This window comes from Acaryochloris thomasi RCC1774, assembly GCF_003231495.1.
Taxonomy (GTDB): Bacteria; Cyanobacteriota; Cyanobacteriia; order Thermosynechococcales; family Thermosynechococcaceae; genus RCC1774.
This window is the reverse complement of the sequence record NZ_PQWO01000009.1, coordinates 56,119-78,757: the sequence shown is the minus strand read 5'-3', so window position 1 is coordinate 78,757 and position 22,639 is coordinate 56,119. Positions and strand designations below refer to the sequence as shown.

General features: G+C 48.8%; 20 protein-coding genes. 12 read left to right on the top strand and 8 right to left on the bottom strand.

The window, feature by feature from the left end:
- Window positions 1-19: 19 nt before the first annotated feature.
- The gene (locus tag C1752_RS14980; protein ID WP_110986887.1) at window positions 20-1,336 is read right to left on the bottom strand and encodes an MFS transporter; all 1,317 of its coding nucleotides are present in this window, start codon (window positions 1,334-1,336) and stop codon (window positions 20-22) included.
- 128 nt (window positions 1,337-1,464) lie between these two features.
- On the opposite strand from C1752_RS14980, the gene C1752_RS14975 reads away from it, so the two are divergent.
- A complete protein-coding gene (locus C1752_RS14975) occupies window positions 1,465-2,310 on the top strand; it encodes an Rpn family recombination-promoting nuclease/putative transposase (protein ID WP_110986886.1) in 846 nt (281 codons plus the stop codon).
- 2 nt (window positions 2,311-2,312) lie between these two features.
- On the opposite strand, the gene C1752_RS14970 is transcribed toward C1752_RS14975, so the two are convergent.
- The 3 genes from C1752_RS14970 to C1752_RS14960 form a co-directional block, all read right to left on the bottom strand.
- Window positions 2,313-3,284, bottom strand: a complete 972-nt coding sequence (locus C1752_RS14970) for an ABC transporter substrate-binding protein (protein WP_233501612.1) — start codon at window positions 3,282-3,284, stop codon at window positions 2,313-2,315.
- A 174-nt stretch (window positions 3,285-3,458) separates the two neighbouring features.
- The gene (locus tag C1752_RS14965) at window positions 3,459-6,062 is read right to left on the bottom strand and encodes a TonB-dependent siderophore receptor (protein WP_199464412.1); all 2,604 of its coding nucleotides are present in this window, start codon (window positions 6,060-6,062) and stop codon (window positions 3,459-3,461) included.
- Window positions 6,063-6,195: 133 nt separating this feature from the next.
- Window positions 6,196-7,203, bottom strand: a complete 1,008-nt coding sequence (locus C1752_RS14960; RefSeq protein WP_110986883.1) for a helix-turn-helix transcriptional regulator — start codon at window positions 7,201-7,203, stop codon at window positions 6,196-6,198.
- Window positions 7,204-7,477: 274 nt separating this feature from the next.
- Between C1752_RS14960 and C1752_RS14955 the strand changes: the two genes are divergently transcribed.
- The 5 genes from C1752_RS14955 to C1752_RS14935 all read left to right on the top strand — a co-directional run bounded on the left by C1752_RS14955 (window position 7,478) and on the right by C1752_RS14935 (window position 11,710).
- On the top strand, window positions 7,478-8,455 hold the full coding sequence (locus tag C1752_RS14955; RefSeq protein ID WP_110986882.1) for a FecCD family ABC transporter permease: 978 nt from the start codon (window positions 7,478-7,480) through the stop codon (window positions 8,453-8,455).
- Between the two features lies 1 nt (window position 8,456).
- Complete coding sequence (locus C1752_RS14950) at window positions 8,457-9,497, top strand: FecCD family ABC transporter permease (RefSeq protein ID WP_110986881.1); 1,041 nt, start codon at window positions 8,457-8,459, stop codon at window positions 9,495-9,497.
- Window positions 9,498-9,564: 67 nt separating this feature from the next.
- Window positions 9,565-10,173, top strand: coding sequence for a TMEM165/GDT1 family protein (locus C1752_RS14945; RefSeq protein ID WP_110986880.1), 609 nt, complete (start codon window positions 9,565-9,567; stop codon window positions 10,171-10,173).
- Window positions 10,174-10,380: 207 nt separating this feature from the next.
- Window positions 10,381-10,815, top strand: a complete 435-nt coding sequence (locus tag C1752_RS14940; RefSeq protein ID WP_110986879.1) for a ferritin-like domain-containing protein — start codon at window positions 10,381-10,383, stop codon at window positions 10,813-10,815.
- 49 nt (window positions 10,816-10,864) lie between these two features.
- Window positions 10,865-11,710 carry an ABC transporter ATP-binding protein gene (locus tag C1752_RS14935; RefSeq protein ID WP_110986878.1) on the top strand — a complete coding sequence of 282 codons (846 nt, stop codon included), beginning with the start codon at window positions 10,865-10,867 and terminating at the stop codon, window positions 11,708-11,710.
- A 159-nt stretch (window positions 11,711-11,869) separates the two neighbouring features.
- On the opposite strand, the gene C1752_RS14930 is transcribed toward C1752_RS14935, so the two are convergent.
- The 3 genes from C1752_RS14930 to C1752_RS14925 all read right to left on the bottom strand — a co-directional run bounded on the left by C1752_RS14930 (window position 11,870) and on the right by C1752_RS14925 (window position 13,666).
- Window positions 11,870-12,663, bottom strand: a protein-coding gene (locus tag C1752_RS14930; RefSeq protein ID WP_110986877.1) for an IS5 family transposase whose coding sequence is annotated in 2 segments (ribosomal slippage) — window positions 11,870-12,324 and window positions 12,324-12,663 — 795 coding nt in all. Because the reading frame shifts where the segments join, the coding sequence is not laid out codon by codon here.
- Window positions 12,664-12,922: 259 nt separating this feature from the next.
- Window positions 12,923-13,084, bottom strand: coding sequence for a hypothetical protein (locus C1752_RS30545; protein WP_373276838.1), 162 nt, complete (start codon window positions 13,082-13,084; stop codon window positions 12,923-12,925).
- Window positions 13,085-13,111: 27 nt separating this feature from the next.
- A complete protein-coding gene (locus tag C1752_RS14925) occupies window positions 13,112-13,666 on the bottom strand; it encodes a substrate-binding periplasmic protein (protein ID WP_373276837.1) in 555 nt (184 codons plus the stop codon).
- Window positions 13,667-13,782: 116 nt separating this feature from the next.
- On the opposite strand from C1752_RS14925, the gene C1752_RS28965 reads away from it, so the two are divergent.
- The 3 genes from C1752_RS28965 to C1752_RS14910 all read left to right on the top strand — a co-directional run bounded on the left by C1752_RS28965 (window position 13,783) and on the right by C1752_RS14910 (window position 16,515).
- On the top strand, window positions 13,783-14,037 hold the full coding sequence (locus C1752_RS28965) for a hypothetical protein (protein ID WP_199464411.1): 255 nt from the start codon (window positions 13,783-13,785) through the stop codon (window positions 14,035-14,037).
- A gap of 630 nt (window positions 14,038-14,667) precedes the next feature.
- Window positions 14,668-16,071, top strand: a complete 1,404-nt coding sequence (locus C1752_RS14915) for an ammonium transporter (protein ID WP_110986876.1) — start codon at window positions 14,668-14,670, stop codon at window positions 16,069-16,071.
- A 12-nt stretch (window positions 16,072-16,083) separates the two neighbouring features.
- On the top strand, window positions 16,084-16,515 hold the full coding sequence (locus tag C1752_RS14910; RefSeq protein ID WP_110986875.1) for a hypothetical protein: 432 nt from the start codon (window positions 16,084-16,086) through the stop codon (window positions 16,513-16,515).
- A 182-nt stretch (window positions 16,516-16,697) separates the two neighbouring features.
- Here C1752_RS14910 and C1752_RS14905 read toward each other — a convergent pair whose 3' ends face one another.
- On the bottom strand, window positions 16,698-17,408 hold the full coding sequence (locus C1752_RS14905; RefSeq protein WP_110986874.1) for a GntR family transcriptional regulator: 711 nt from the start codon (window positions 17,406-17,408) through the stop codon (window positions 16,698-16,700).
- Between the two features lie 151 nt (window positions 17,409-17,559).
- On the opposite strand from C1752_RS14905, the gene C1752_RS14900 reads away from it, so the two are divergent.
- From C1752_RS14900 to polA, 3 genes are all read left to right on the top strand, one after another.
- A complete protein-coding gene (locus tag C1752_RS14900) occupies window positions 17,560-18,498 on the top strand; it encodes a fatty acid desaturase (RefSeq protein WP_110986973.1) in 939 nt (312 codons plus the stop codon).
- A 23-nt stretch (window positions 18,499-18,521) separates the two neighbouring features.
- Window positions 18,522-19,526, top strand: a complete 1,005-nt coding sequence (locus C1752_RS14895) for an alpha/beta fold hydrolase (RefSeq protein WP_110986873.1) — start codon at window positions 18,522-18,524, stop codon at window positions 19,524-19,526.
- Window positions 19,527-19,686: 160 nt separating this feature from the next.
- Window positions 19,687-22,587, top strand: coding sequence for a DNA polymerase I (gene polA / locus C1752_RS14890; RefSeq protein WP_233501610.1), 2,901 nt, complete (start codon window positions 19,687-19,689; stop codon window positions 22,585-22,587).
- Window positions 22,588-22,639: the final 52 nt, after the last annotated feature.

Here is a 22,639-nt window from a genome sequence, read left to right as displayed (position 1 = left end):
GTTCTTAAATGAATGATCGCTATTCATCTGCGTGCGATTCCTGGCTGTCAATCAGTGCTGGATCGTTTGCCTGAGACAAAGGCGGTAAGCAATATCCACCCACCCCAACTAACACAAGTGCCAAAGATGTGAGGATATAAAGTAGAGCAGTGCCTGCACCGAGTTGAGTTCCCAGTATTGGTTCAACGACCCAGGCCACTTTTTTTGAATGCACTGCAGGTTCAAAAATACGCTCAGCCAGAGGACCGGCAATCAGGGTTGCGATTGTGCTTACTCCTTGCAACACCAGTGAGTTCGCGGCAAACACTCGACCTTGAATCTCAGGTGTAGTGCTCTCCATCCAGATTGCTGTTTCTGAGCTACCCAACAGCGGAAAGTTAAGGGATGAAAAAAACTGAGCAGGCACCCAGACCTTGAGATTTTGGCCCAGTCCAAAAAATGTTTTGGCGAGTCCTGCCCCCATAAAACCAATGAGTAGTCCATGAATACGCTGTTTAGGGCCGCCCCAAGCAGTCAACACGATCGCACCTGTGACGCCCCCGATACCTGCAGCCGTTCCAATAGCACCCAAAACCTGAGCGTTGCTGCCGGAACGAGCAAGAATCATGGGGTCATCAATGGCGCTGCCGAGATCATGGAAGAACCAAAACAAGGCTGTAATGATTAGCAAGCGCAGTAGGTGCGGATGCTGCCAGATATAACGAATGCCAAATGTGGTTTCTTGCCAGAGTCGAGAGAGTTTTCCTGTCTGCTTGGCAGAGCCTGTTTTTTCTGGAGGGGGCTGAGGAATGTGGGAGAGGAGCAGGGTTGCGATCGCAACGCCAAAGGTCGCCAAATCAATCATCAAAACCCCCGCTAAACCAATGACAGGGTAGAGCAGGCCCGCTGCGGCCGGAGCAATAATAATAGAGCCATAATGCACAACAGAGTTCATGCTGTTGGCACGGGTATAGTGCTGGACCGGAACCAGTGTCGTTATGGAAGTGGAATAGGCCAGCTGCTGAATTTGACCGAAGCCGCCAATGGCAGCCGAAGTCAGGTAAAGATGCCAGAGGTGGAGCTGTCCGGTTAAGTGGAGCAGCAGCAGAATTAGGGTAGAGAGGGCTGAAATTGCATCCCCCAAAATCATCAGATATTTGCGATTAAAGCGATCCACAATGATGCCCGCAAAGAGGGCAACCGGAATCTGAGGTAACTCGTAAAAGAATCCCACTAGCGCCAGAGCCGTTGCGGAGCCTGTAAGCTGCCATGCCCAAAGCGTTAGAGCAAAGCTGGTCATATAGCTGCCAATGGTAGAGACCAGTTGACCCAGCCAAATTAGAGTGAAGGTATGCACGGTAGTGGTTTATCGCTTAGAGAATGCATTAGGGACCGTGATGTTCTGAGACGTTATGAAATACGGTCGTGTTTTTCTATGCGTGAGGCGGGGACTGTAAACTGAGCCTTATTTTCGATGGATGTGCAATGCGGCGTGACCCTCTGTTCTACAAGCTGTTTCAGCAATCGCCCGAGCTGCTGTTCGATCTGCTGGGGGAAAGACCGAATAATGCGGCTGGCTATCGATTCGATTCAGTTGCCGTCAAGGAACCCAAGTTCGAAATTGACGGGGTGTTCCTGCCGCCAGAGGGAGATGAACCAGGTGTCGTTTTCTTCTGCGAAGTCCAGATGCAAAAGGATGAAGAACTCTACGAGCGATTGTTTAGTGAATCGGCGCTGTACTTTTACCGCAACAGCGCTCGTTTTTCAGATTGGCAGGCGGTGATCATTTATCCTTCTCGCGCGGCTGAACAGAGTAAGCTTCATCCCCATCGATCGCTGCTCAATGGCAACCAGGTTCATCGCGTATATCTGAATGAGGCGGGAGAGATCGACTCTCTTCCGATTGCTGTAGGGGCAATGGTGTTGACGATTGTGAAAGAGAATGAAGCGCCTGAAGCTGCGAGGGATCTGATCGCACGTACTGAGCAGGCGGGATTCACTTTGGAGAAAAGACGAGACATAATAGACATAGTGACTTCAATTATGGTGTACAAACTAAAGAACGCGAGTCGAGCGGAGGTCAAGGCAATGTTAGGTCTAGATTTAACAGAGGAACCTCGTGCTATTCGAGAGGCCAAGGCAGAGGGAAAAGAGGAGGGGATTTTATCTGTGGTGATGCGCCAGTTGACTTATCGCCTAGGACAAATGCTGCCGGAAGAAATGCGATCGCACCTTGCCTCTCTTTCTTTGCCTGAACTTGAAGATTTGAGTGAGGCACTGCTAGATTTCACGAGTTTGGCAGATTTACAGAGCTGGCTGGAGGAGCGGTAGATTTATCGAGTAGGAGCATTCTCGGCCATCGTATTTTTGTGATCTGACTTCGAGCCTTGTGAATCTGGAACTTTTACCAAATATTTGAAAAGGTCATCGATTACGGCATCAGCAGCTAAGGGATTTCCGCCCCGCCATGTTGCAAGATTGACGGGATAGACTTTCCCTTGCTGTACAGCTTTCAGTTTGTGCCAAAGGGGTTTCTGCTTAAGCTGCTCTAAGGCATCTGCAGAATCTTGATCTGCATCGACAACCAGAAAAATAATGTCGCCATCAAACTGAGTGAGGGCCTCTTCAGAGAGAAAAACAAGTCCATTTTCAACTTCAATATCCTGAGCAGGGGGACGACTTAGGCCGACATCTTCAAGAATCATGCCGCTAAAAGAGTTTTTGACATCCGTGGCCCAATTGCCGCAGCAGACCCTCACAAATGAGATTTCAAGATCCGAGTAAGCTGGACCAAGGGCTGTTCTCAACTCTTGAATACGTTGATCGTACTGCGACCATATTTGTTGGGCTGCTTCGGTTTTACCTAAAGCTTGAGCCACAAAATCAAAGTGTTCTTTCCAAGAAGGGTAGCCCTTCCAATCATCTAAAACGGTTGGAGAAATTTGTGAGAGTTTGTCATAGACTGGCTCAGAGTCATATTGCAGGCCAATAATAAGATCGGGTTTAAGCGATAGAATTTTTTCTAGGTCAGGCTGCTCTTCTTTGCCTACAATTTCAATGCCCTGTAGTCGTCCTTCTAGATAGGGCGGAGCTTTTTGAAAATCAAAGTCTTGTAAAACTGTACCAATCGGCCGTACGCCTAGTGCGATCGCATCTGCCATTGTGGGCGAACTCAGGGCCACTAAGCGCTGGGGGGTAGTAGGAACACAGCTTTCTCCCATTGCATGTTGAATCGTTCGACAATCAGTGGGGGAAGTGACAGCCGGATTTGAGGCGTGATTACAAGCGATGATCAAGGCGGTCATTGCGAATAAGAGAAACATTCGGAAACTGCGATTGCAATGGATTGAAATCCAATTAATCGTAGATTTTCCATAGAGTACTGTTTTCTTTAACTGTATTTTTTTCACAACTTGACTGAACTTATTCTACTGAAATATAAAAGATCTAGGTCATTGTTTAAGAACTCAGCCCCAATCCTAAAACTCATAAGAAACTGACAATTGGACAGTAAGGGGGTCAGCGACGTTAACTCTGAGAATGTCGTCACTAGATTCTATATAGTCAATGTCAAACAGATTTTTCACATTCAACCCAATTTTGAATCTATCGCGTTTATAGTAAATAGCTGCATCGGTTCTGAAATAGCTCGGTATTTGAAAAGAATTCTCTAAATCTCCCTGCCGCTCTCCGACATAGAATAGCCCTAGACCAAAACCCAATCCTGCCAAGCTACCGCTAGGTATGGTGTAAGTCGTCCATAGGCTAGCAGAGTGCTCCGGCACATTTGCAAAGCGATTGCCCACGGGAATATTATTGTCTTCCGTCACTTTTGCATCTGTGTAGGCATAGGACGCAATCACGTTCCAATTGGGTAGAATTTCTCCCTGGGCCGATAGCTCAACTCCACGACTGTGCTGCTCTCCTGTTTGAATTTCAAAGGCAGGATTATTAGGATCGGTTGTCAGAACATTCGATTGAGTGATGTCGAAAAAAGCAAGTGTGGTCGAGAGTCTTTTATCGAGCCAGTCCGCTTTGACACCAACTTCGTATTGAGTTCCGCGAGAGGGTGAAAATAGTTCGCCAGTCGCACTAATGCCCGTGACTTGTTGAAAGGAGCGGCTAAAGCTGCCGTATAGAGAAACATTTTCAATGGGCTTGAAAAGAATTCCGACTCTGGGGCTAAAAGCTGTATCACTTTGAGATTCTTCCGGGGTGCCGTCACTAAAACTCTCAGTGGAAGAACGTATAAAATCAATTCGCCCACCTAGCACAAAGATGAGGCGATCATCCAATAAGCTTAGCTGATCTTGAAGATAAAGTCCTATCCCTCTATTTGTATCTCTACCTTGAATTTCAGCAACAGGAATCGGCCCCTCAATACCGGTAAATACTGGCTCAAAAATGTCAATGTTTCCAGCATCAACAGAGCCAAAGGTAAAATTAAAAAAGTCTTCTTCAAAGCTATAATCAATACCCGTTGATAGCTTGTGGGTAAAAGGTCCTGTCTCAAACTGACCTGTTATATAGGCAGTTGCTTGAAAATTATTAAAATTATCTTGACCGAAAAATACAGATCGCTCTAACGTTCGCAAGTCATCCTGTAGCGCATCGGCAAAGGCTTCTCTTTGCTCAATTTGAAAATTATTGTAGCGAAATGTATGGTGCAGCTTCCAGTTATCGCTCAATTGATGCTCTAAGTTATAGCCAACTTGAATAATTTGTCGATCATTACCGTCAAAATCAGGTTCTCCCACAAACTGATCTCTCGGGACTTCGCCGTTGGGGTTATCTAAAACAGTACCAACAGCAGGTAACCCAGTTCGCTGAGGAGTTTTTGAGTTGAGGTACAGTCCTTCAAAGGTTAGCTTTGTTTGGTCGCTGATATCCCATCTCAGTACAGGTGCGATTGAGATACGATCAACATCAACATTATCTACATCAACACGTGTATCTGAATGCAGGTACGAAGCATTGAAACGGTAGCTCAATGTCTGATCGCTGTTGAGAGGACCGGAAAGATCTACCCCTCCGTCAAAGGTATTGAAACTGCCATAGCTGGCCGATAGCTCATAGAAAGGGGATGAAAGAGGCTGTTTCGTGACGATATTGATGATGCCACCGGGAGAAATTTGACCACCAACAATAGATGCAGGGCCAGAGAGAACTTCCAGTCGCTCTACATTACTCAAGTCTCTGGGCAGAGAGAACGAAAAGGCTTCAGGGACGCCATTTCTCAAACTGGGAGAAGAGACATCAAAGCCTCGAATATTCACATTGTTAAAGTTAGCGTTAGGCGCTGACGTTTGTGATACACCGGGTGTCGTTCTCAGTGCATCAGAAAACTTGGTGATTCCCTGGTCTTCAAACACCTGACGCGGAACCACAAACACACTGGCAGGGGTATCGAGAATAGGAGTATCAGTGCGGGTGACACCTGCTTCAGGCACAAAATATTCAGATCCGCTCTGCTCTGCCGTAACGGTAATCTCAAGCTCCTCTTCTTCAGTGCCTTCAGTACTGACGGTTCCTGGCAAAACGGCAAAGGCTAAACCCGATGCAGAGGCTGTAATTTCAGCCGTAGGCGGAGCGTCTGTGCCCGTAATCGCCACCCGCACCTGATCATTCGGTAAACTCGTCACGCTCACTAGAGCAATCCCCAGCACTGGGTTAACTTGCTCAAACGTCTCTTCCTCCGGCAGTGATAAAACTGCATTCGGAATTTCAGCAACTAGAGTGTTCTCCGATACCGTTGTTGCTGGAGTTTCTAAAGTCCCGTCAGTTGTATCCAGCGTCATCTGTAAACCGGCTTCAGTTTGTTCTAGATTGACGCTGATAATTTGCACTTGTGATGCTTTAATTTGAGCTATCCAATCTTTGACTGTAGAAGCTGGGGGTTGCTGAGAAAGGCTTTTTCCCGTCTTAATGGTCTGATCTGCAGCAACAAGTCCTTCTACAGGCTGATTAGCTAAATGCTTGGTCTTTCCTAAATTTTCTGCATTAGACTGCTCGGCCCAAGCCACAGGTGTCATCCCTAGCCAACCTATCGCTAACAGCCCAAGTCGTACCGTTTTGGTAACCATCATTTCCCACACCACTCAACCATCAGATCCACCGATAATATGCAAACAAGAATTATTTGCAATTAAATTCTATGGGGCGTGGAGCGTGTGTTTCTCTTTGAAGCGGACTATTTTTCTCTTTAAAACGGACTATTTACGAATATCTTCTACGTTTTGCCACCTGGTACCCTTTGGGGGACATCCCAAACCGTCGCCGGAACGTGCCACTAAAGGCTGTGGGGCTAGCATAGCCAACGGCTATCGCGACCGCCGCCACTGATTGTTGCTGCCTAAGAAGCTGGCAGGCTTTTTCCATCCGATACTGGGTTAAGTAGCCAAAAACAGTTGTACCGAACACCTGCCGAAAGCCTTCTTTGAGCTTGCGATCATTGAGTCCTGCTAGCTGCGCTAGTTGCTCAAGAGAAGGCGGATCAACCAAGTGTTTAAGTAAAATACTGCTAGCGTAATGGATACGATCCACATCGTCTGTAGACCAATTGGGGGTCATCAATGGAGCGCTTGATTGGCTCATCTGATCTAGCCGTAACGCGATCAGCTCTAAGACTTTGCTTTCCCAAAAGAGCCAGCGGGTTAAGCCTTGGTAAGGACAATGCAAAATTTGATGAAGAGCCGTTTGCATGGTGGCCGTCGTCGGAGCAACCTGCCTGAATTTTTTATGACTGAACTGCGGATTTCGCATTAGCTCACAGAAGGTGCAGGGGAGCGCCTCAAGCTGTTCACCCACAAGGGTCTCGAATAGATAAGGTTCGATATGAATATCAAGCTTCAAGATCCGTTCTCCAGCTTGCCAGTCAAACTGTCCACCATCTGAACTATCCCAACTGACATCGAGAAAATTATGGTGGACTTGAACCCCTTCAGCTCGGTTATGACCCGAGAGGAGAAAGCTCATCTCTAATCCCAGTCGAGCAGGTTCATAACCTTGACTACTGCTCAATTCGACAATCAAATCGTCCTGGAGCGTATAGTCATCAATTAAGACGGATAACCCTGGTCGCAGGTTGACATCCTGACGGTAGCCATAACTACGTCCCGTAGCATCGTTGAGAGGAATACTCCACGGCTGCCGAATAGCTTGCTGCAATTCCGCTGCGTCAGGATACTGGCTCAAATATTCAGGGATAGAGAGAAACAGAGTCATGCAATCTAAAGATCTATTGCCTACGGCAGGGAAAGAGCTTATCAGGAAATTGTATCATTAAGACAAGAGGCATAGCCCTTTACCCCGTTGAGCGAAAGGTCAGGTAGAGGTTTATTCAGGGTGAGGAGACTTTGGTAGCTCAAATTCTCTCAGCGGATCTGTCGCTGAATATTTAACGAATGAATGTAACCTTAATTAGGAACAATTTTTAATTAGTTTTCTATCTGTGGCTACTATTGCGCCTAAAAGTCGATCTTCTAGACCTGCCCTTTCTATGGGTTTGGGGATACTTGTGGGGTTAGGGCTGCTTTGCATCTGTTTTATGGCCAGTGTGGCTTTGGGTGTTGCGGATATCAGCCTGCAGACGGTTTTCCATTCTCTAACTGCATTTGATGGCTCGACAGAACAACTTATTATCCGCACCGTTAGGCTACCGCGCTCCTTCACCGCTGTGCTTGTGGGGGGATCCGTTGCCGTCGCCGGAGCCATGATGCAGGGATTGACCCGGAATCCTCTGGCAGATCCCGGTATCTTGGGGATTAATGCTGGGGCTTCACTCGCCGTTGTCGGGTCGGTCTTTTGGCTCGGCACAACCTCACTGAGCATCTATGCCGGATTCGCTCTTCTAGGGGCAGGAATTGCAGCCGTCACCGTCTACTTCCTGGGCTCATTGGGGCGCGGCGGATTGACGCCGCTCAATCTCACTATTGCGGGGGCCGCTTTCACTGCGCTGGTCTCCTCGATTACGACAGGCGTCTTAATTTTGAGCCAGCGCACTCTAGAAGAAATCCGCTTTTGGTTAGCTGGATCGGTGGCGGGTCGAGACCTCGATTTGGTGGTGCAGGTTCTACCTTTTCTAGCCGTTGGTATGATTATTGCCTTGTTAATGGGGAAACAGCTCACGACCCTGAGCCTGGGTGAGGACATCGCTCAGGGGCTGGGCCAAAATACACTCTGGATTAAGGTCGCTGCTGCAGTGAGTATTGTATTGTTGGCCGGTGGCTCAGTTGCGATCGCAGGTCCAATTGGTTTTGTCGGTCTGATCATTCCTCACATCGTCCGATTTTGGGTAGGCGTTGATTACCGCTGGATCTTGCCCTACTCCGCAATTACCGGAGCTATTCTTTTACTGATTGCCGATATTGGGGCAAGGCTGATTATTCAGCCCCAAGAGCTACCGGTCGGTCTGGTAATGCCGCTGGTGGGCGCACCATTTTTCATCTATCTGACTCGCTGGCAAGTAAGGCGTTGATATGAAACAGCAATGGCTCATTTTGCGTCCCTCAAGTTTGCCGATCTCGATGCACTTAGATCGACGAGTTCCAGCGATCATATTGGGATTAGTCTTAGTTACGTTGGCGGCAATGGTTCTGAGCGTGGGGCAAGGTGAATATTTTGTTCCGCCGCTGGATGTGATTAAAACGGTGCTGGGTCTTGAGACAGATAATCCAGACTATGCCTTTATTGTGATGACTCTGCGGCTACCGAGAACTTTAGTTGCCTGGGGTGTAGGAATGGGACTTGCGATCGCAGGCACAATCACCCAAGGAATTACTCGAAATCCCCTCGCATCACCCGGCATCATCGGCGTTAACGCTGGAGCCTCCCTAGCCGCCGTCACCCTAATTGTGCTCTACCCAGAATTGCCCATCGCTTTTATCCCCCTCGCGGCTTTCGGTGGCGCACTAACCGTCGCCATTCTCATTTATCTACTGGCCTGGAAAGGTGGTAGCTCACCCGTGCGTTTGGTTCTGGTTGGCGTTGGCTTCAGCTTGATTGCGGGTGCCTTAACTAACTTGATGGTTACCTTTGGCAATATCTATAACGTGAGTCAGGCATTGGTGTGGCTAGCCGGTAGCGTCTACGGTCGCAGTTGGGAGCAGTTGACGGTGTTTGCCCCCTGGCTACTGGTGTTTGGGTTCCTTAGCCTACTCATGAGCCGAGAACTCAATGCTCTGCAGCTTGGAGACGATATTGCTCGAAGCTTGGGCAGTCGTCTAGAAGTGCAGCGAGGGTTACTGTTGCTAAGCAGCGTGGCCCTGGCCGGATCTTCAGTGGCAACGGCAGGCAGTATTAGCTTTGTGGGCTTGATGGCTCCTCATATTGGACGGCAAATGGTAGGACCGTCCCATGAAGGACTGTTGCCGGTGGCGGCGTTGACGGGTGGGTTAGTGGTAGTTGTCGCTGATTTATGCGGACGCTTACTGTTTGCCCCCATTGAACTACCCTGTGGGATTATCACTGCCGTGATTGGTGCGCCTTACTTTTTATATTTGTTGATTCGCGATGGCTGAAGGCCGGTCGGAGACCATCGCAACTCATAATCCCTAAGACCTAACCAAAGAGAAGTGGATTGAGAAGATGTTAACCGCATTTACAGCCAGCCTTGTATTAATCACCGTTTCTGAGCTAGGCGACAAAACCTTCTTTATTTCCGTGATTCTGGCAATGCGCCATCGTCGTCGCTGGGTTTTTGTTGGGGCCGTCACAGCTCTGGCCTTAATGACAGCGCTATCAGTACTCGTCGGGCAAGCTGCTACCCTAATGCCTCAGCACATCTTGAAATGGATCGAGATAAGTTTATTTATCATCTTCGGTCTGAAGCTGCTTTACCAAGCCAGCAGAATGCCTAAAACAGGCTGTGCTTCTGAAGAACAAGAAGCCGCGGCAGCCGTGGAAAAAGCTGAACAAACACGGAACAGCACGCCTTTTGCAGTCATTGCGGAAACCTTCGGGCTAACCTTCATTGCCGAGTGGGGCGATCGCACTCAAATTGCCACCATAGCCCTCGCAGCAGCTAATCCCCCCATTGGGGTTGTATTAGGAGCCGTACTGGGTCATGCAATCTGTGCCGCAATTGCGGTGAGCAGCGGTCGATTCATCTGCGGACGGATCTCAGAACGGACCCTTACGGCGGCAGGGGGTGGGCTCTTTTTACTGTTTGCAGTTGTGGCCCTGCGGTCTTCCTGACCTAGAGTGGTTAACTTGCTTGATTTGCGGGTCTCATCAAGCGTATGATTAGCGAGAATATTTCTTGTTAAGATGTATTTCGCTGAGGCGTGTTTGCTCTCAAGCAGCACAGTCTCGATAAAAGTGATAAAGCACACGTTAGTTCTAGCTTTACCCAGAAACAAGCCTCATATTTTCTGATAAACTTGCGGATTCTTCTACACCTGAATGAAAGATCTTGATATCAAGAGCACCACTGAGCTACTCAATCAAATCATGGAATTTGAGCTAGCTGGCGTAGTTCGTTACACCCACTACTCTCTAATGGTGACTGGACCAAACCGCATCCCGATTGTGGCCTTCTTCAAGGCGCAGGCTGAAGAGTCATTGCTTCATGCTCAAGAAGCGGGGGAGATCATTACCGGCTTAGAGGGGCATCCCAGCCAGCGCATCTCTACCATTGAAGAAACTCATCAACATTCGGTCACAGATCTTTTGCAAGAAAGCCTCAACCATGAACAAACTGCATTGGAGATGTATAAGAAGCTCTTAGATGTGGTGGAGGACGCTAGCATTTATCTGAAAGAATATGTTCGCACCAAAATAGGCCAAGAGGAGATGCATAATCTCGAAATCAAGAAAATGCTCCGTGATTTTAGTTAAACCTCTTCGCGCTCTGGCAATGGTTTCCTCGTAAATATTTCAAGTCTTCATGGTTAACTCTATTTCCTCAGTAGCCTTGACAACTCGTAATCTAACACTGGCTTACGAAGGTAAGACCATTATTGAGTCTCTTAATTTGGCGATTCCAACCGGTAAGATTACGATGTTGGTGGGGCCAAATGGCTGCGGCAAATCTACCTTACTGAAGGGACTTGGACGCTTATTGAAGCCTAGGCAAGGGACGGTGTACTTAGGCGAGGATGCGATCACAAAACTTTCAACAAAAGAGATTGCAAAACGCCTAGGCTTGCTGCCCCAAGGCCCCACTGCACCCGAGGGTTTGACAGTGAAAGATCTGGTCGCTCAGGGTCGCTACCCTCATCAAAGCTGGTTGCAGCAATGGTCTAAAGAAGACGAGCAAAAGGTGAATTGGGCTTTGTCTATTACTCAAATGCAGGAATTTACCCACTGTGCTCTGGACAATCTATCTGGTGGACAACGCCAGCGAGCCTGGATCGCTATGACTTTAGCTCAGGATACCGAAATTTTACTATTAGATGAACCCACAACCTATCTTGATCTTGCGCACCAGATAGAGATTTTAGATTTGCTCTATGACTTAAACCAACAGCAGAACCGAACGATTTTGATGGTGCTGCACGATCTGAATCAGGCGTGCCGGTATGCCGATCATCTAGTGGTGGTAAAAGCAGGCAAAATTTGCAGCCAAGGCAATCCCAAACAGGTGATGACTGAAGCAATGATGCGAGCAGTATTCGGCTTAGAGAGCCAGATTATTAGCGATCCAGTTTCTAGAACTCCCTTATGCATCCCAATAGGACGAAAAGGAGCAATAAAACCGAAACTGTCAGCCCTGAGTATCCAGCCTGAATAAGTGGAGCCGTTCTGATACGATCAGAATCTGGGCTGTGTCGCAAATACTAAGCTATAGCTACCTTGTCATCCCTAAAAAGAGACCACACAACCGATGAATGACTTGCTCAGCAATCAACAAGTTTTGCATTTGCTCAGAGGGCATTTATAAAGTGAATCTTTAGGCCGCTAATCGTTTCAGCATGATTCTCGTCATCACCGCATAGATAGCCGCCTCACTCATGTCTGGTAAGCGCTCGTAATCCTTACTCAAACGCCGATACCAGTTGAGCCACTCAAAGGTGCGTTCAACGACCCACCGCTTAGGTAAAAGTTCAAACTCTGGCCCCATGCGTTGAATCACTTCGACCTTTGCTTGAATCATCAGCCATACCGCCAATGCAAGCTTGTCGCCGCTATAGCCGCCATCAACCCACAATACCTTGACGTAATTGAGACATTTTCGGTACTCATCCCATAACTCCATCAGGGCATAGGCGCTAGCTAATCGTTCACTGGTGTTGGCCGCAGTGACCACCACCTTCAACAGCAGATCTAAGCTATCGACGAGGACATGACGCTTTCTGCCTTTGACTTTCTTGCCGCCATCAAAGCCATACACCTCTTCCCTTTTTCAGTCGTTTTGACCGACTGACTATCTGTTGCAAGTGCGCTGGGATGGGCATCTCTGCCTAGCTTTTGGCGTAGTTGCTCACGCAGTCTATGGTTCATCTGTTCCCAGTGGCCATGGCGCTGCCATCTGCGGTGGTAGAAATAGACTGTTGAGCTGGGCGGAAAATCATGGGGAAGTAGGTGCCATTGACAGCCTGTTTTGAGTTGGTAGTAGATCGCATTACAAACTGAGCGCATATCTACTGTGCGGGGATGACCGCCTGTTTTAGCTTTAGGAATCAAAGGCGACAAGATAGACCACTCTGCATCGGTCAGGTCAGTGGCGTAGGGTTTATCAGACATAGAGTGCAAAACAACGCGACACTTGAAATCTATGATCAATAGACAACTAACTACCCTCACTTCAGCTTTCCTTTATAAATAGCCTCTAAAACTAATACTGCAAAAACATCTTAGCAATCACTCCTTAAAGGAGCAGTGCCAGTCAAGTGTGGAAGACAATTAGATTTTCTGGATTACACCGACGACTGATCGCACCAACTTTTTACGACACAGCCCAAGCAATTATGAAGTCCGCGTCCCTGCGATTCTTCTGATCTGCCTATTGGAGATTGAACGGAAACGGTTTCCAGGGAATCCATTGCTCCCAGAGCTGCGCCATTGTGCCATCAGCCTGTAAGGCTGAAAGTGCATCATCCAATTTTTCAACTAACAGAGGCCGATCTTTGGAAACACCGATCGCAAACTGAGCCTGAGTTGGCAAGCTAAAGGCCAGGCGAAGATTGGGATCTTACTCTGCAGCGACCATCAACACCAGTTCATCATCAATGAGGGCATCAATCTCCCCAGCCCTCAATGCTGCCAACATCTCAGGCAGAACCTTATCGCTGCCGGGGTAGGGAACTGCGATCGCATCCGCAAAACCCCCAACCAAGACAATATTAGTACTGTCTGCTAAGCCCCCAACTCGCTGCCCCCTCAGCTCATCCGGCGAGGAGATAATATTAGTCTGCCGCACCAACACAGCCTCATCAAATAAACCGTAGGGCTGGGTGAACGTCACCCACTGCTGTCGCTCAGGTGTGATCGCCTGATTGAACCACACAACATCATAGGGACTGGTTCTGGGGCTAGTAAACTGCAGACAGGCATAGAAATCCTGCATCGGCAGATTGTGCCACACGGGGGTGAGACCAAGATGCTTGCAGACCGCGTGGGCCAAGCTGGGTTCATATCCAATGCGGTGGCCTCCGGGCGTCATCGAACTCATGGGACGGGCATCGAAGTTGCTAGCCACGATGTTCAGATAACCAGACTGAACCGTCAGTGAGGTTTGAGATTGCATAAAGGGTAACGAAGCACACTAATTTTTAAAGCAGAAAACTTATTATGACAAGTAGAAAATGTTGGCGTTGATATATCAACTACATTTTTCTCTTGCTGAAGACAGAGGATACCGTGATGACCTATCAGCCTATCCGTCTTTCTCCAACTCAGATTGAGCAACCTAAAGCCGATGGATTTCTGATTCTTGAAAATTTTCTACCCCCCGATTTTTTTACTGAATACATCTATGGTCGCTACAAACGGGTCGGCAATATCGAGATGGACGAAAGCTTTTGCCCGGTGCTTTGGCAAAAAGATAGTTGTAGAAGTCCTCATCTATCTGATTACTGTACAGATTCTTTGAGCAACGCTTCTATCTCCGTTGTATAGATCCTTTTTATACATAGAGCCCTTTTATACAGGGTTGGCTGCGTAATCTTCCTTAGCCTCTTAGAAGGAGAGACTTAGGAAGATTCCAGAATTTACCACCCATTACAACGCGCTACATACAGCCTCGTTCATCTAACTTCTCCGTTATTTTGGGAAGCATCCGATGGCTATTGCTCAAGAAAGAGTTACATCGATTAGCACCAGCCCTTCCCTCCTAAATATCATTTCTGCTGCCGCTAATTCCACTATTCAAAATCAGGTTTTATAGCAATACACGTATTGATTAGGACATAAAAATGGCTGAAACCCATCTGTATCAAAGAAAGGCTGTCCCAACTCAGCCGGGTACAGCTATAAGTAGTGCTTAATACAGTCTGTTTGTGGCAATCGCTGCATACTCTTGACATAACAAGTTGGCTGAGATCACCTCAGAATAAAAACCAAGAAAAATATTTTGACGACCGTCCAAAGTCTATGACGCGGGCCTATTTTATAGAACTTGAGCCGGTTGTATAAGTACACCTGGAAGCTTTTTGTACTGACGCAATTTGCACATAGTTTCACATTTACTGGGCAGGCAAATGGTTCGCCATTGCCTCATTCCTGGCAATCTCAAGGAGTGATTAAGTTATGACCCCCGAATCGCAAGAGTTTTTGGCAACGTTCGTCTCGGAGTCCTATTACTATTGGGCATCCGTCTTTATGCTAGTCATTCACGTTGGCTTTCTAGCCTACGAAGGTGGAGCCTCTCGGGCTAAGAATGTACTGGCAACGATGACTAAAAATCTGCTGACGCTTTCTATTGTGGGCCTCACCTTTTTCTTCTTTGGCTGGTGGGTCTACAATGCCTTCCCCCTCTTCCCGCTGACAGGCGGCATTGTTGGTCCCTGGACGGATCCAAATGCGGAAGGCACCGTTGGCGAAGTACTGGCACTGGTTCAGGCCTCCTATCCTTGGTCCCCGGCCTTAGGGCCGAACGTTTCCGATAATTTGACCGGCGTTTTCTGGTTTGCTTTTGCCCTCTTTGCCATGACCACCGCCTCAATTCTGTCCGGGGCAGTCATCGAAAGAATAAAGGTGGGAGCCTATGCGATCCTGGCCGTTGTGCTGGGTTCCTTTACCTGGGTTGTCGCTGCGTCTTGGGGCTGGAGTCCCTTCGGCTGGTTTTTTACCCAGTTTGGCTATCACGACTTTGGCTGTTCAGCCGTTGTTCACGGGGTTTCTGGCTTTTTTGCACTGGGAGTATTAATCAACCTTGGTCCTCGGATTGGTAAGTTTGACCCAACGGGAAAACCCAGAACAATCCTGCCCCACAATCTCCCCTTGACGATGGTGGGTCTGATGCTGATTTTTGTCGGTTTCTACGCCTTCTTGGCCGCCTGCGTTATTTTTGTACCCGGTCAGACTGTAGAAGCAACCATCTACGATACGCCGATGACACTGGCCTCCATTGGGGTAAATACGACCCTTGCCCTCGCCTCTGGCATAGTCGGTGCCTACATCAGCTCCAAAGCAGATCCGTTCTTTACGATTTCAGGAGGGCTGGCTGGCATCATCTCGGTGGGAGCGGGTCTTGACTTGTACAGTCCCGTGCTCGTCATTCTCATTGCCTTCATCGGAGCCTACACCATGCCCTTTGTAGGCAAAGCCATTGAGCAAGCTGGAATTGATGATGCCGTAGGTGCTTTTGCAGTCCACGGCTACTGCGGCATGCTTGGTGCGATGGCGGTGGGTGTGATAGCGACTGGCTACCCTCAGGGCGACGGCATTCCCCTGACAGGCTTTGTCGGACAGTTGATAGGGACGGCAGTCTGTACGATCCTTCTGGGCTTCATTCCTGGCTATGGGGTCAGCTTTGTACTCAAGAAACTCAATATGCTGCGCGTGCCTGAAGCGGAAGAAATTACAGGTTTAGACCTAGCTGATTTCAGCTTGAGAGGCTACCCCGAGTACTCAATCATTGAACAAGAAGAACACAACGGTCGGGTTTCCTCGCCCATGGCTCCTGTCTCTTCAGGAACTCCGCAACGTTAAGGAGATTGACTCATGTCCACTAGTCCATTTAGCACGATTGAAGAGTTTAAAGGCGCTGCAGACGGTCCCACTGAAGGGGCAATCTATACCTTTGCTCAAAATCCGACCCTAAATAACATTGGCTTAGTGATTGCGGTCGGGTTGTTTGTTTGGTTCATCGTCAGTACCTATGCCACCAACCACAGGACACCTCCCATAGACAAATCACTCAGTCGTCTAAGCTCATTTATCATTATCGGTTTTCTGTCCTTTGTTTCTGCTGATTACCGTTCCCCATCTCGCCCTGGGCAACCGGCTCAGACGAAACAAACCACAATTCTCCGTAAGGCACCTTCCCAGCTGGGCTTTTTAGGAGGGTTGGGGTTAGGGCTGCCAATACTCTGGAGAAGACGGTCTAAGCGACGGCAAAGACGATATCAGAAGGCCAAATCTTCTAAATTCTAAGGACTTCTCTTCTTCGTTCACATCGCGGCACGCCCATGCAGTTGAAGGACAGAGAGAGCGTACATCCCTTCCCTGCGACGTACTCTTGCACCGAGCCAAGAGACACTAGACAGCAACAGGTCTCCAGATACCACTATCTCAAGGGGAGCTGCGCTGGGAACTAGAGTCAGTACTGGAGCCAGCTACCGTTTGGTACTAAGGGAATAGCAGAAACGGTCTGCCCGCGAGATGGTTTCACCGTGCAGAATGGGCTTGTTGCGATCGCAACAAGCAGTATATCGATAAACAATCAGCGGCTGTCCGAGGGGAACCTCAAGGTGTTCGCTCATTTCGTAATCAGCATGGGTGCATTCGATCAGAGCATCGACACGCTCAATGGAGATACCGTTCTCTTCTAAAGTAGGAAAGGTCATTTTCTTCTTTAGCTGAGGAGCCAATTTCTGGCCTAACTCAGGCAGAATATAGCTGACGTCAATGGCCCCGACAGCCCCATCCATTCGCAACAACTTTTTCTGCAGATAAACACTGGCCTGAGGACTGAGCTGTAAAACTTCTCGGACTTGATTAGAAGGACGCACCTTACGGAAGGTCAAACTTTTGAACGTCAGTTGTATGCCATCATCTGCTAGATCCTGCTCCATAAAAACCAGAGGACTCGACAGTGAATAGGCCACTTTCTGCTGAGGCGTGACAAAAACGCCTTTGCCTCGCTGCGCCTTCACCAATCCCTGATTGACGAGGTTAGCAATAGCCTGTCTAACGGTAATTCGGCTGACGTGAAAAGTCTCCATCAACTGATGCTCACTGGGCAATTTCTCCCCAGGCAGATAGTCACCTGCCTCGATTTGGTGACGAAGTTTTTCAGAGATCGCGATATGCAGGGGAATGGACATAGAAATTTGGTGAACCGCTCAAGCTCTTGTATGGTCGCATACCACCTTGCTAGACATTGCAAGAGCATGCTAGATTCAACTTGTCATAACAAGTGACCTACTAGGTCATCTTTGCTAGCATCAGTTCACCTCTATGCAAACTGCAAAAACAATGGTCTCTGAAGTTTTCCAGCCCCCCAGCCCAGCGGCAGTTCCTGTTGCGAATCCCCGTCAGATTTTAGCGACCCGCGACCTTGCGGCATTGAATGAGCGCTCTAACCTCGAAGGTAGCGTGAGGCTAACGGCCCACTTAGCCATCATTGGTCTTAGCGGTTATCTGTGGGGAACTGGCTCTACTTGGCTAGCCCTACCGTCTCTTTTCCTGTACGGCATCAGCCTAGCGTTCATGTTTTGCGCGATGCACGAATGTGCGCATCGGACAGCTTTCGCCAACGCTAAGCTCAATGACGGAGCGGCTTGGTTTGCAGGTCTGCTATCGTTCTACAACAGCACCTTCTATCGGCGCTATCACAAGTGGCACCATCGCTACACCCGGATTGCAGGCAAAGATCCTGAGTTGGGTGATCTAGAACCTGAAAATGTATTGCAATACCTATGGCAGCTCAGTGGGATTCCTTGGTGGCAAGGGAAGATTGTCGGTCATCTTAAAACAGCGTTCGGGCAACTGGATAATTGTTACTTTTTGCCTGAAGCAACCCATGCAGAGGTGATTCGCTCCACTCGGCTACAGTTGGGTATAGGGGTTGCGATCGCACTTATCTCAACCACCCTTGGTCATCCTTGGTTCCTAGCAAAATACTGGCTTCTGCCATTAGCCGTAGGCCAACCCTTTCTCCGCTTCATTCTCCTTGCCGAGCATACAGGCTGCAGCAGTGATGACAATCCCCTCACCAACACCCGCACAACCCTAACCCTATCGCCGCTCCAGCTCCTAATGTGGAACATGTCTTATCACACAGAGCACCACCTGTACCCCTCCATTCCCTTTCACAGGCTACCGAAAGCACACCAGCAGTTAAAAACGCACTTTGCCCATATTGAACCAGGCTACTTGAACGTCAATCAAAAGATAGTTGCAGCATTCAAGTAAAGCTGACGAATGGGTAATGGGTAATGGGTGACGCGAAGCTTTTTTCGATCAGAGACTTTTCGCTGCAGTGTGGGACTGTGCTACCAGAAGCGCAGCTCGTCTATCAAACCTATGGAGAGCTGAACGCAGAGCACTCCAACGCCATTCTTTATCCAACATCCTATGGGGCGCAGCATAAAGATGTAGATTGGTTGGTCCGACCTGAGGGTATTTTAGACCCGACGGACTGGTTCGTGATCATGCCTAATATGTTTGGCAATGGTCTCTCTACGTCGCCCAGTAACTGCGAAGCAGCGAAAAAACCGGGATTTTACTTCACCCACTACGACAATATTTGCGCACAGTCTGAACTGTTAAAAAGTCTTGGTATTGAGCAGTTGGCACTGATCTACGGCTGGTCAATGGGTGCACAGCAAGGGTATCACTGGGGAGCCATTTATCCTGAGCGAGTGCAGCGGATTGCAGCGCTGTGTGGAACGGCAAGAACCACTGACCACAATCGTGTTTTTCTCTACAGCCTCAGGGCCGCTCTCAAAACCGATCCAGCCTGGAATGGTGAACGGTTTGAGGGTATACCAGAACGCGGATTTCACACCTTTACTCAGATCTATGCAAGTTGGGCTGCATCGCAGGCTTATTATCGAGCTAAGCCTTATCTAGATTGGGGCTACAGCTCTTTGGAAGACTATCTATTGCAGAGCTGGGAAGCAGGCTATCGTAAACGCGATCCGCACAACTTATTAGCCATGATTGAAACTTGGCTGCACTGTAACGTCAGTGATAATCCCATCCACCACGGTGACTATGTTCAAGCAATGGCATCTATCTCAGCGCAAACGCTGGTGATGCCTGCCACAACCGATTTGTACTTCACAACCGAAGACTGTCAAGCAGAAGCCCAACTTATCCCCAACAGTCAATATTGCCCAATCCCATCAATTTGGGGGCACCGGGCTGGAAATCCCTATCAAAACCCTGAGGATGAGGCGTTTATTAAACAAGCAGTTCACCAATTGATGAGCCATTAATTCTTGACAAGATGTTGACTTATTTTCGGCTGCCACAAGGCAAGGGGTTGAATAGCTAGAATTCTAAGTCCCGCTCTTGCATTCAATTCAGAGACCTCATTCAAGAGATTCAATAAACCCGCTATGCTGACAACATCCATGACTGATAGGGAATACATCAGTGTCAGCAACCACATCTCCTTCGACCTCTAGCGCTGAATCCACCTTTATTCTGATCGATGGTCATTCCTTGGCCTTCCGGGCCTACTATGCTTTTTCCAAAGGGCGCGAAGGGGGGCTACGAACCTCCACAGGCATTCCCACCAGCGTTTGCTTCGGATTCCTGAAAAACATTTTAGAAATTCTCAAGACGCAAAAGCCTGAGTATCTGGCAGTCGCCTTTGATTTGGGTGGTCCCACATTTCGCCATGAAGCCGATGATACCTACAAGGCCGGTCGATCTGAAACGCCTGAAGACTTCATCCCAGATTTAGAAAACCTGCAGGAGTTGCTGACGGCGATGAATTTACCCATTGTCGTCGCTCCCGGCTATGAAGCTGACGACGTGATTGGTACGCTGGCAACCCAGGGGAGAGAAGCGGGTTTTAGAGTCAAGATTTTAAGCGGCGATCGCGACTTATTCCAGCTCGTTGACGATGATCATCGGGTCACGGTTCTCTACCTCAGCAACATTTTCAGTCCAGCCGCCCGCAGCGGCGCGGCCCCCAACGAATTTGGCCCTGAAGAAGTGATCAAAAAGTTAGAGGTCACTCCCCAGCAGGTCGTCGATTACAAAGCCCTCTGTGGAGACTCCTCTGATAATATTCCGGGCGTTAAAGGCATCGGCCACAAAACTGCCGTCAAGCTAATTAGCGAGTACGAGACACTGGACAAAATTTATGCTGCCGTCGATCAGGTCAAGGGAGCCGTGCAAAAGAAGCTGATCGAAGGGAAGGAATCGGCCTATCACTCTCAATTCATGGCCCAGATTGCCCTAGAGGTGCCGCTAGAGATCAAGCCCGCAGACTGCAAGCTACAGGGGTTCGAGCGAACTGCGATCGTTCCCGTCCTAGAGAAGCTAGAGTTTCAGTCTTTCCTCAGTCAGATCAACGATCTTCTACAGCAGTTCGGGGGTAAGGACACTCCAATTAAATCTGAAATCGATAGCGACCCCGATACTTGGTTCTTCAGCGCAGAAGAAACCGCTGTGGCTCAAACACCGGTAGAACCCGTTATTTTTCCCCAGATTATTGATACGACAGAAAAGCTGACGGCACTGGTACAAAGGCTGCAGAAATGCAAAACACCCGTAGCGTGGGACACAGAGACAAATAGCCTCTCGCCTCGAGATGCGGAGCTGGTGGGGATTGGCTGCTGCTGGCAGGATGATCCAAAGGAAATCGCATATATCCCCATCAGCCACGTTGAAGGGCAAAACCTAGAAAAATCGACGGCTCTAGAAGCGCTGCGGCCTGTTCTTGAAAGCGAAAATCATCCAAAGGTGCTGCAAAATGCCAAGTTTGATCGCCTCGTCCTTCGGCATCAAGGCATTGCGCTGGCAGGGGTCACTTTCGATACAATGCTGGCGAGCTACGTCATTAACCCTGAGCAGAACCATAATCTGACGGACTTGTCCCGCAATTACCTGCAGGTGGTTGCCCAAAGCTATAAAGAAATTGTCAAAAAGGGCCAAACAATCGCGGATCTGCCCATCTCTAATGTGGCGGAGTACTGTGGACTGGATGTTTACACAACCCTGCAGTTGAGTGAGAAGCTTGGGGCTGAGCTAGATGCCATACCCGAGCTGTATCAACTCTTGATGGAAGTTGAGTTGCCGCTAGAGGCTGTGCTAGCGGATATGGAAACGGCAGGGGTCAAGATTAATCAGGAATATTTGCAATCTTTATCCGAGCAGTTGGGGACCGAGCTACAGCAGCTAGAGACGCAAGCCTATGAGATGGCGGGGGAGATCTTTAATCTAGGGTCTCCAAAGCAGTTGAGTGAAATCCTGTTCACCAAGCTAGAGCTAGACGTGAAGAAGTCCCGCAAAACAAAGCTGGGCTATTCGACAGATGCCGCCACCCTAGAGAAGCTCAAGGGCGATCATCCTTTAATTGAGGTGTTGCTGTCTTACCGAACGTTGGCAAAGCTAAAGTCAACCTATGTTGATGCCCTACCAGCTCTCGTACGGGAAGATACGCAGCGGGTCCATACTGACTTCAACCAGGCAGTGACGGCCACCGGACGCTTATCGTCATCTAATCCAAATCTACAAAATATTCCGATTCGTACAGAGTTCAGTCGTCAAATTCGCGCGGCATTTGTACCAGAACCGGGCTGGATTTTGATGGCGGCAGACTATTCTCAGATCGAGCTGAGGATTTTAGCGCATTTGAGTCAAGAGCCGCGCCTCGTTGATGCCTATCGCCAGGGGCAAGACGTTCATACGCTCACTGCAAAGCTATTGCTGGAGAAAGAAGAGATTTCGTCTGAGGAACGGCGGCTGGCAAAAATCATTAACTTTGGCGTTATTTACGGCATGGGGCCACAGCGGTTTGCCCGCGAAGCAGGGGTGAAGTGGGCAGAGGCCAAGGAGTTTATTCAGAAGTTTTACGATCGCTATCCGGGGGTGTTTGACTACCTGCAGCGCATGGAGCGAGAAGCCGTTGCCAAGGGCTACGTCGAGACCATTCTTGGTCGGCGGCGTTATTTTAACTTCGACAGCCGCAGTCTGACCAAGCATCAGGGCAAGCCCGTCTCTGAAATTACCAATCTTGATCTGAGTCAGGTCAAAATGAGCCACTACGATCGCGGGCTTCTTCGAGCTGCAGCCAATGCTCCCATCCAAGGATCCAGTGCCGATTTGATTAAGGTGGCGATGGTGCAGCTCCATGAGGTATTGAAGCCGTTCCAGGCTCAGCTCTTGATGCAGGTACATGATGAACTGGTCCTAGAGGTACCGCCAGAGGAAGTGGAGGAGGTGCGATCGCAAATCAAAACTACCATGGAAACCGCCCTCCCCTTGAGCATTCCTTTGATTGCCGACGTTCATGAAGGGAAAAACTGGATGGAAACCAAATAGCGCCCACATCTTAAATTTCCGTGATATTTTGCTCGATCCTGCTGTTCTTCAG

Bases quoted from the DNA above. Each gene is read 5' to 3' on its own strand.
- C1752_RS14905 (WP_110986874.1), bottom strand. From the start codon at position 17,408: ATGTCCATTCCCCTGCATATCGCGATCTCTGAAAAACTTCGTCACCAA.
- C1752_RS14960 (WP_110986883.1), bottom strand. From the start codon at position 7,203: ATGACTCTGTTTCTCTCTATCCCTGAATATTTGAGCCAGTATCCTGAC.
- C1752_RS14915 (WP_110986876.1), top strand. From the start codon at position 14,668: ATGACCCCCGAATCGCAAGAGTTTTTGGCAACGTTCGTCTCGGAGTCC.
- C1752_RS14945 (WP_110986880.1), top strand. From the start codon at position 9,565: ATGTTAACCGCATTTACAGCCAGCCTTGTATTAATCACCGTTTCTGAG.
- C1752_RS14900 (WP_110986973.1), top strand. From the start codon at position 17,560: ATGGTCTCTGAAGTTTTCCAGCCCCCCAGCCCAGCGGCAGTTCCTGTT.
- C1752_RS14975 (WP_110986886.1), top strand. From the start codon at position 1,465: ATGCGGCGTGACCCTCTGTTCTACAAGCTGTTTCAGCAATCGCCCGAG.
- C1752_RS14925 (WP_373276837.1), bottom strand. From the start codon at position 13,666: ATGCAATCTCAAACCTCACTGACGGTTCAGTCTGGTTATCTGAACATC.
- C1752_RS14970 (WP_233501612.1), bottom strand. From the start codon at position 3,284: ATGACCGCCTTGATCATCGCTTGTAATCACGCCTCAAATCCGGCTGTC.
- C1752_RS14965 (WP_199464412.1), bottom strand. From the start codon at position 6,062: ATGGTTACCAAAACGGTACGACTTGGGCTGTTAGCGATAGGTTGGCTA.
- C1752_RS14940 (WP_110986879.1), top strand. From the start codon at position 10,381: ATGAAAGATCTTGATATCAAGAGCACCACTGAGCTACTCAATCAAATC.
- C1752_RS14950 (WP_110986881.1), top strand. From the start codon at position 8,457: ATGAAACAGCAATGGCTCATTTTGCGTCCCTCAAGTTTGCCGATCTCG.
- C1752_RS28965 (WP_199464411.1), top strand. From the start codon at position 13,783: ATGACCTATCAGCCTATCCGTCTTTCTCCAACTCAGATTGAGCAACCT.
- C1752_RS14910 (WP_110986875.1), top strand. From the start codon at position 16,084: ATGTCCACTAGTCCATTTAGCACGATTGAAGAGTTTAAAGGCGCTGCA.
- C1752_RS14895 (WP_110986873.1), top strand. From the start codon at position 18,522: ATGGGTGACGCGAAGCTTTTTTCGATCAGAGACTTTTCGCTGCAGTGT.
- C1752_RS14955 (WP_110986882.1), top strand. From the start codon at position 7,478: ATGGGTTTGGGGATACTTGTGGGGTTAGGGCTGCTTTGCATCTGTTTT.
- C1752_RS14935 (WP_110986878.1), top strand. From the start codon at position 10,865: ATGGTTAACTCTATTTCCTCAGTAGCCTTGACAACTCGTAATCTAACA.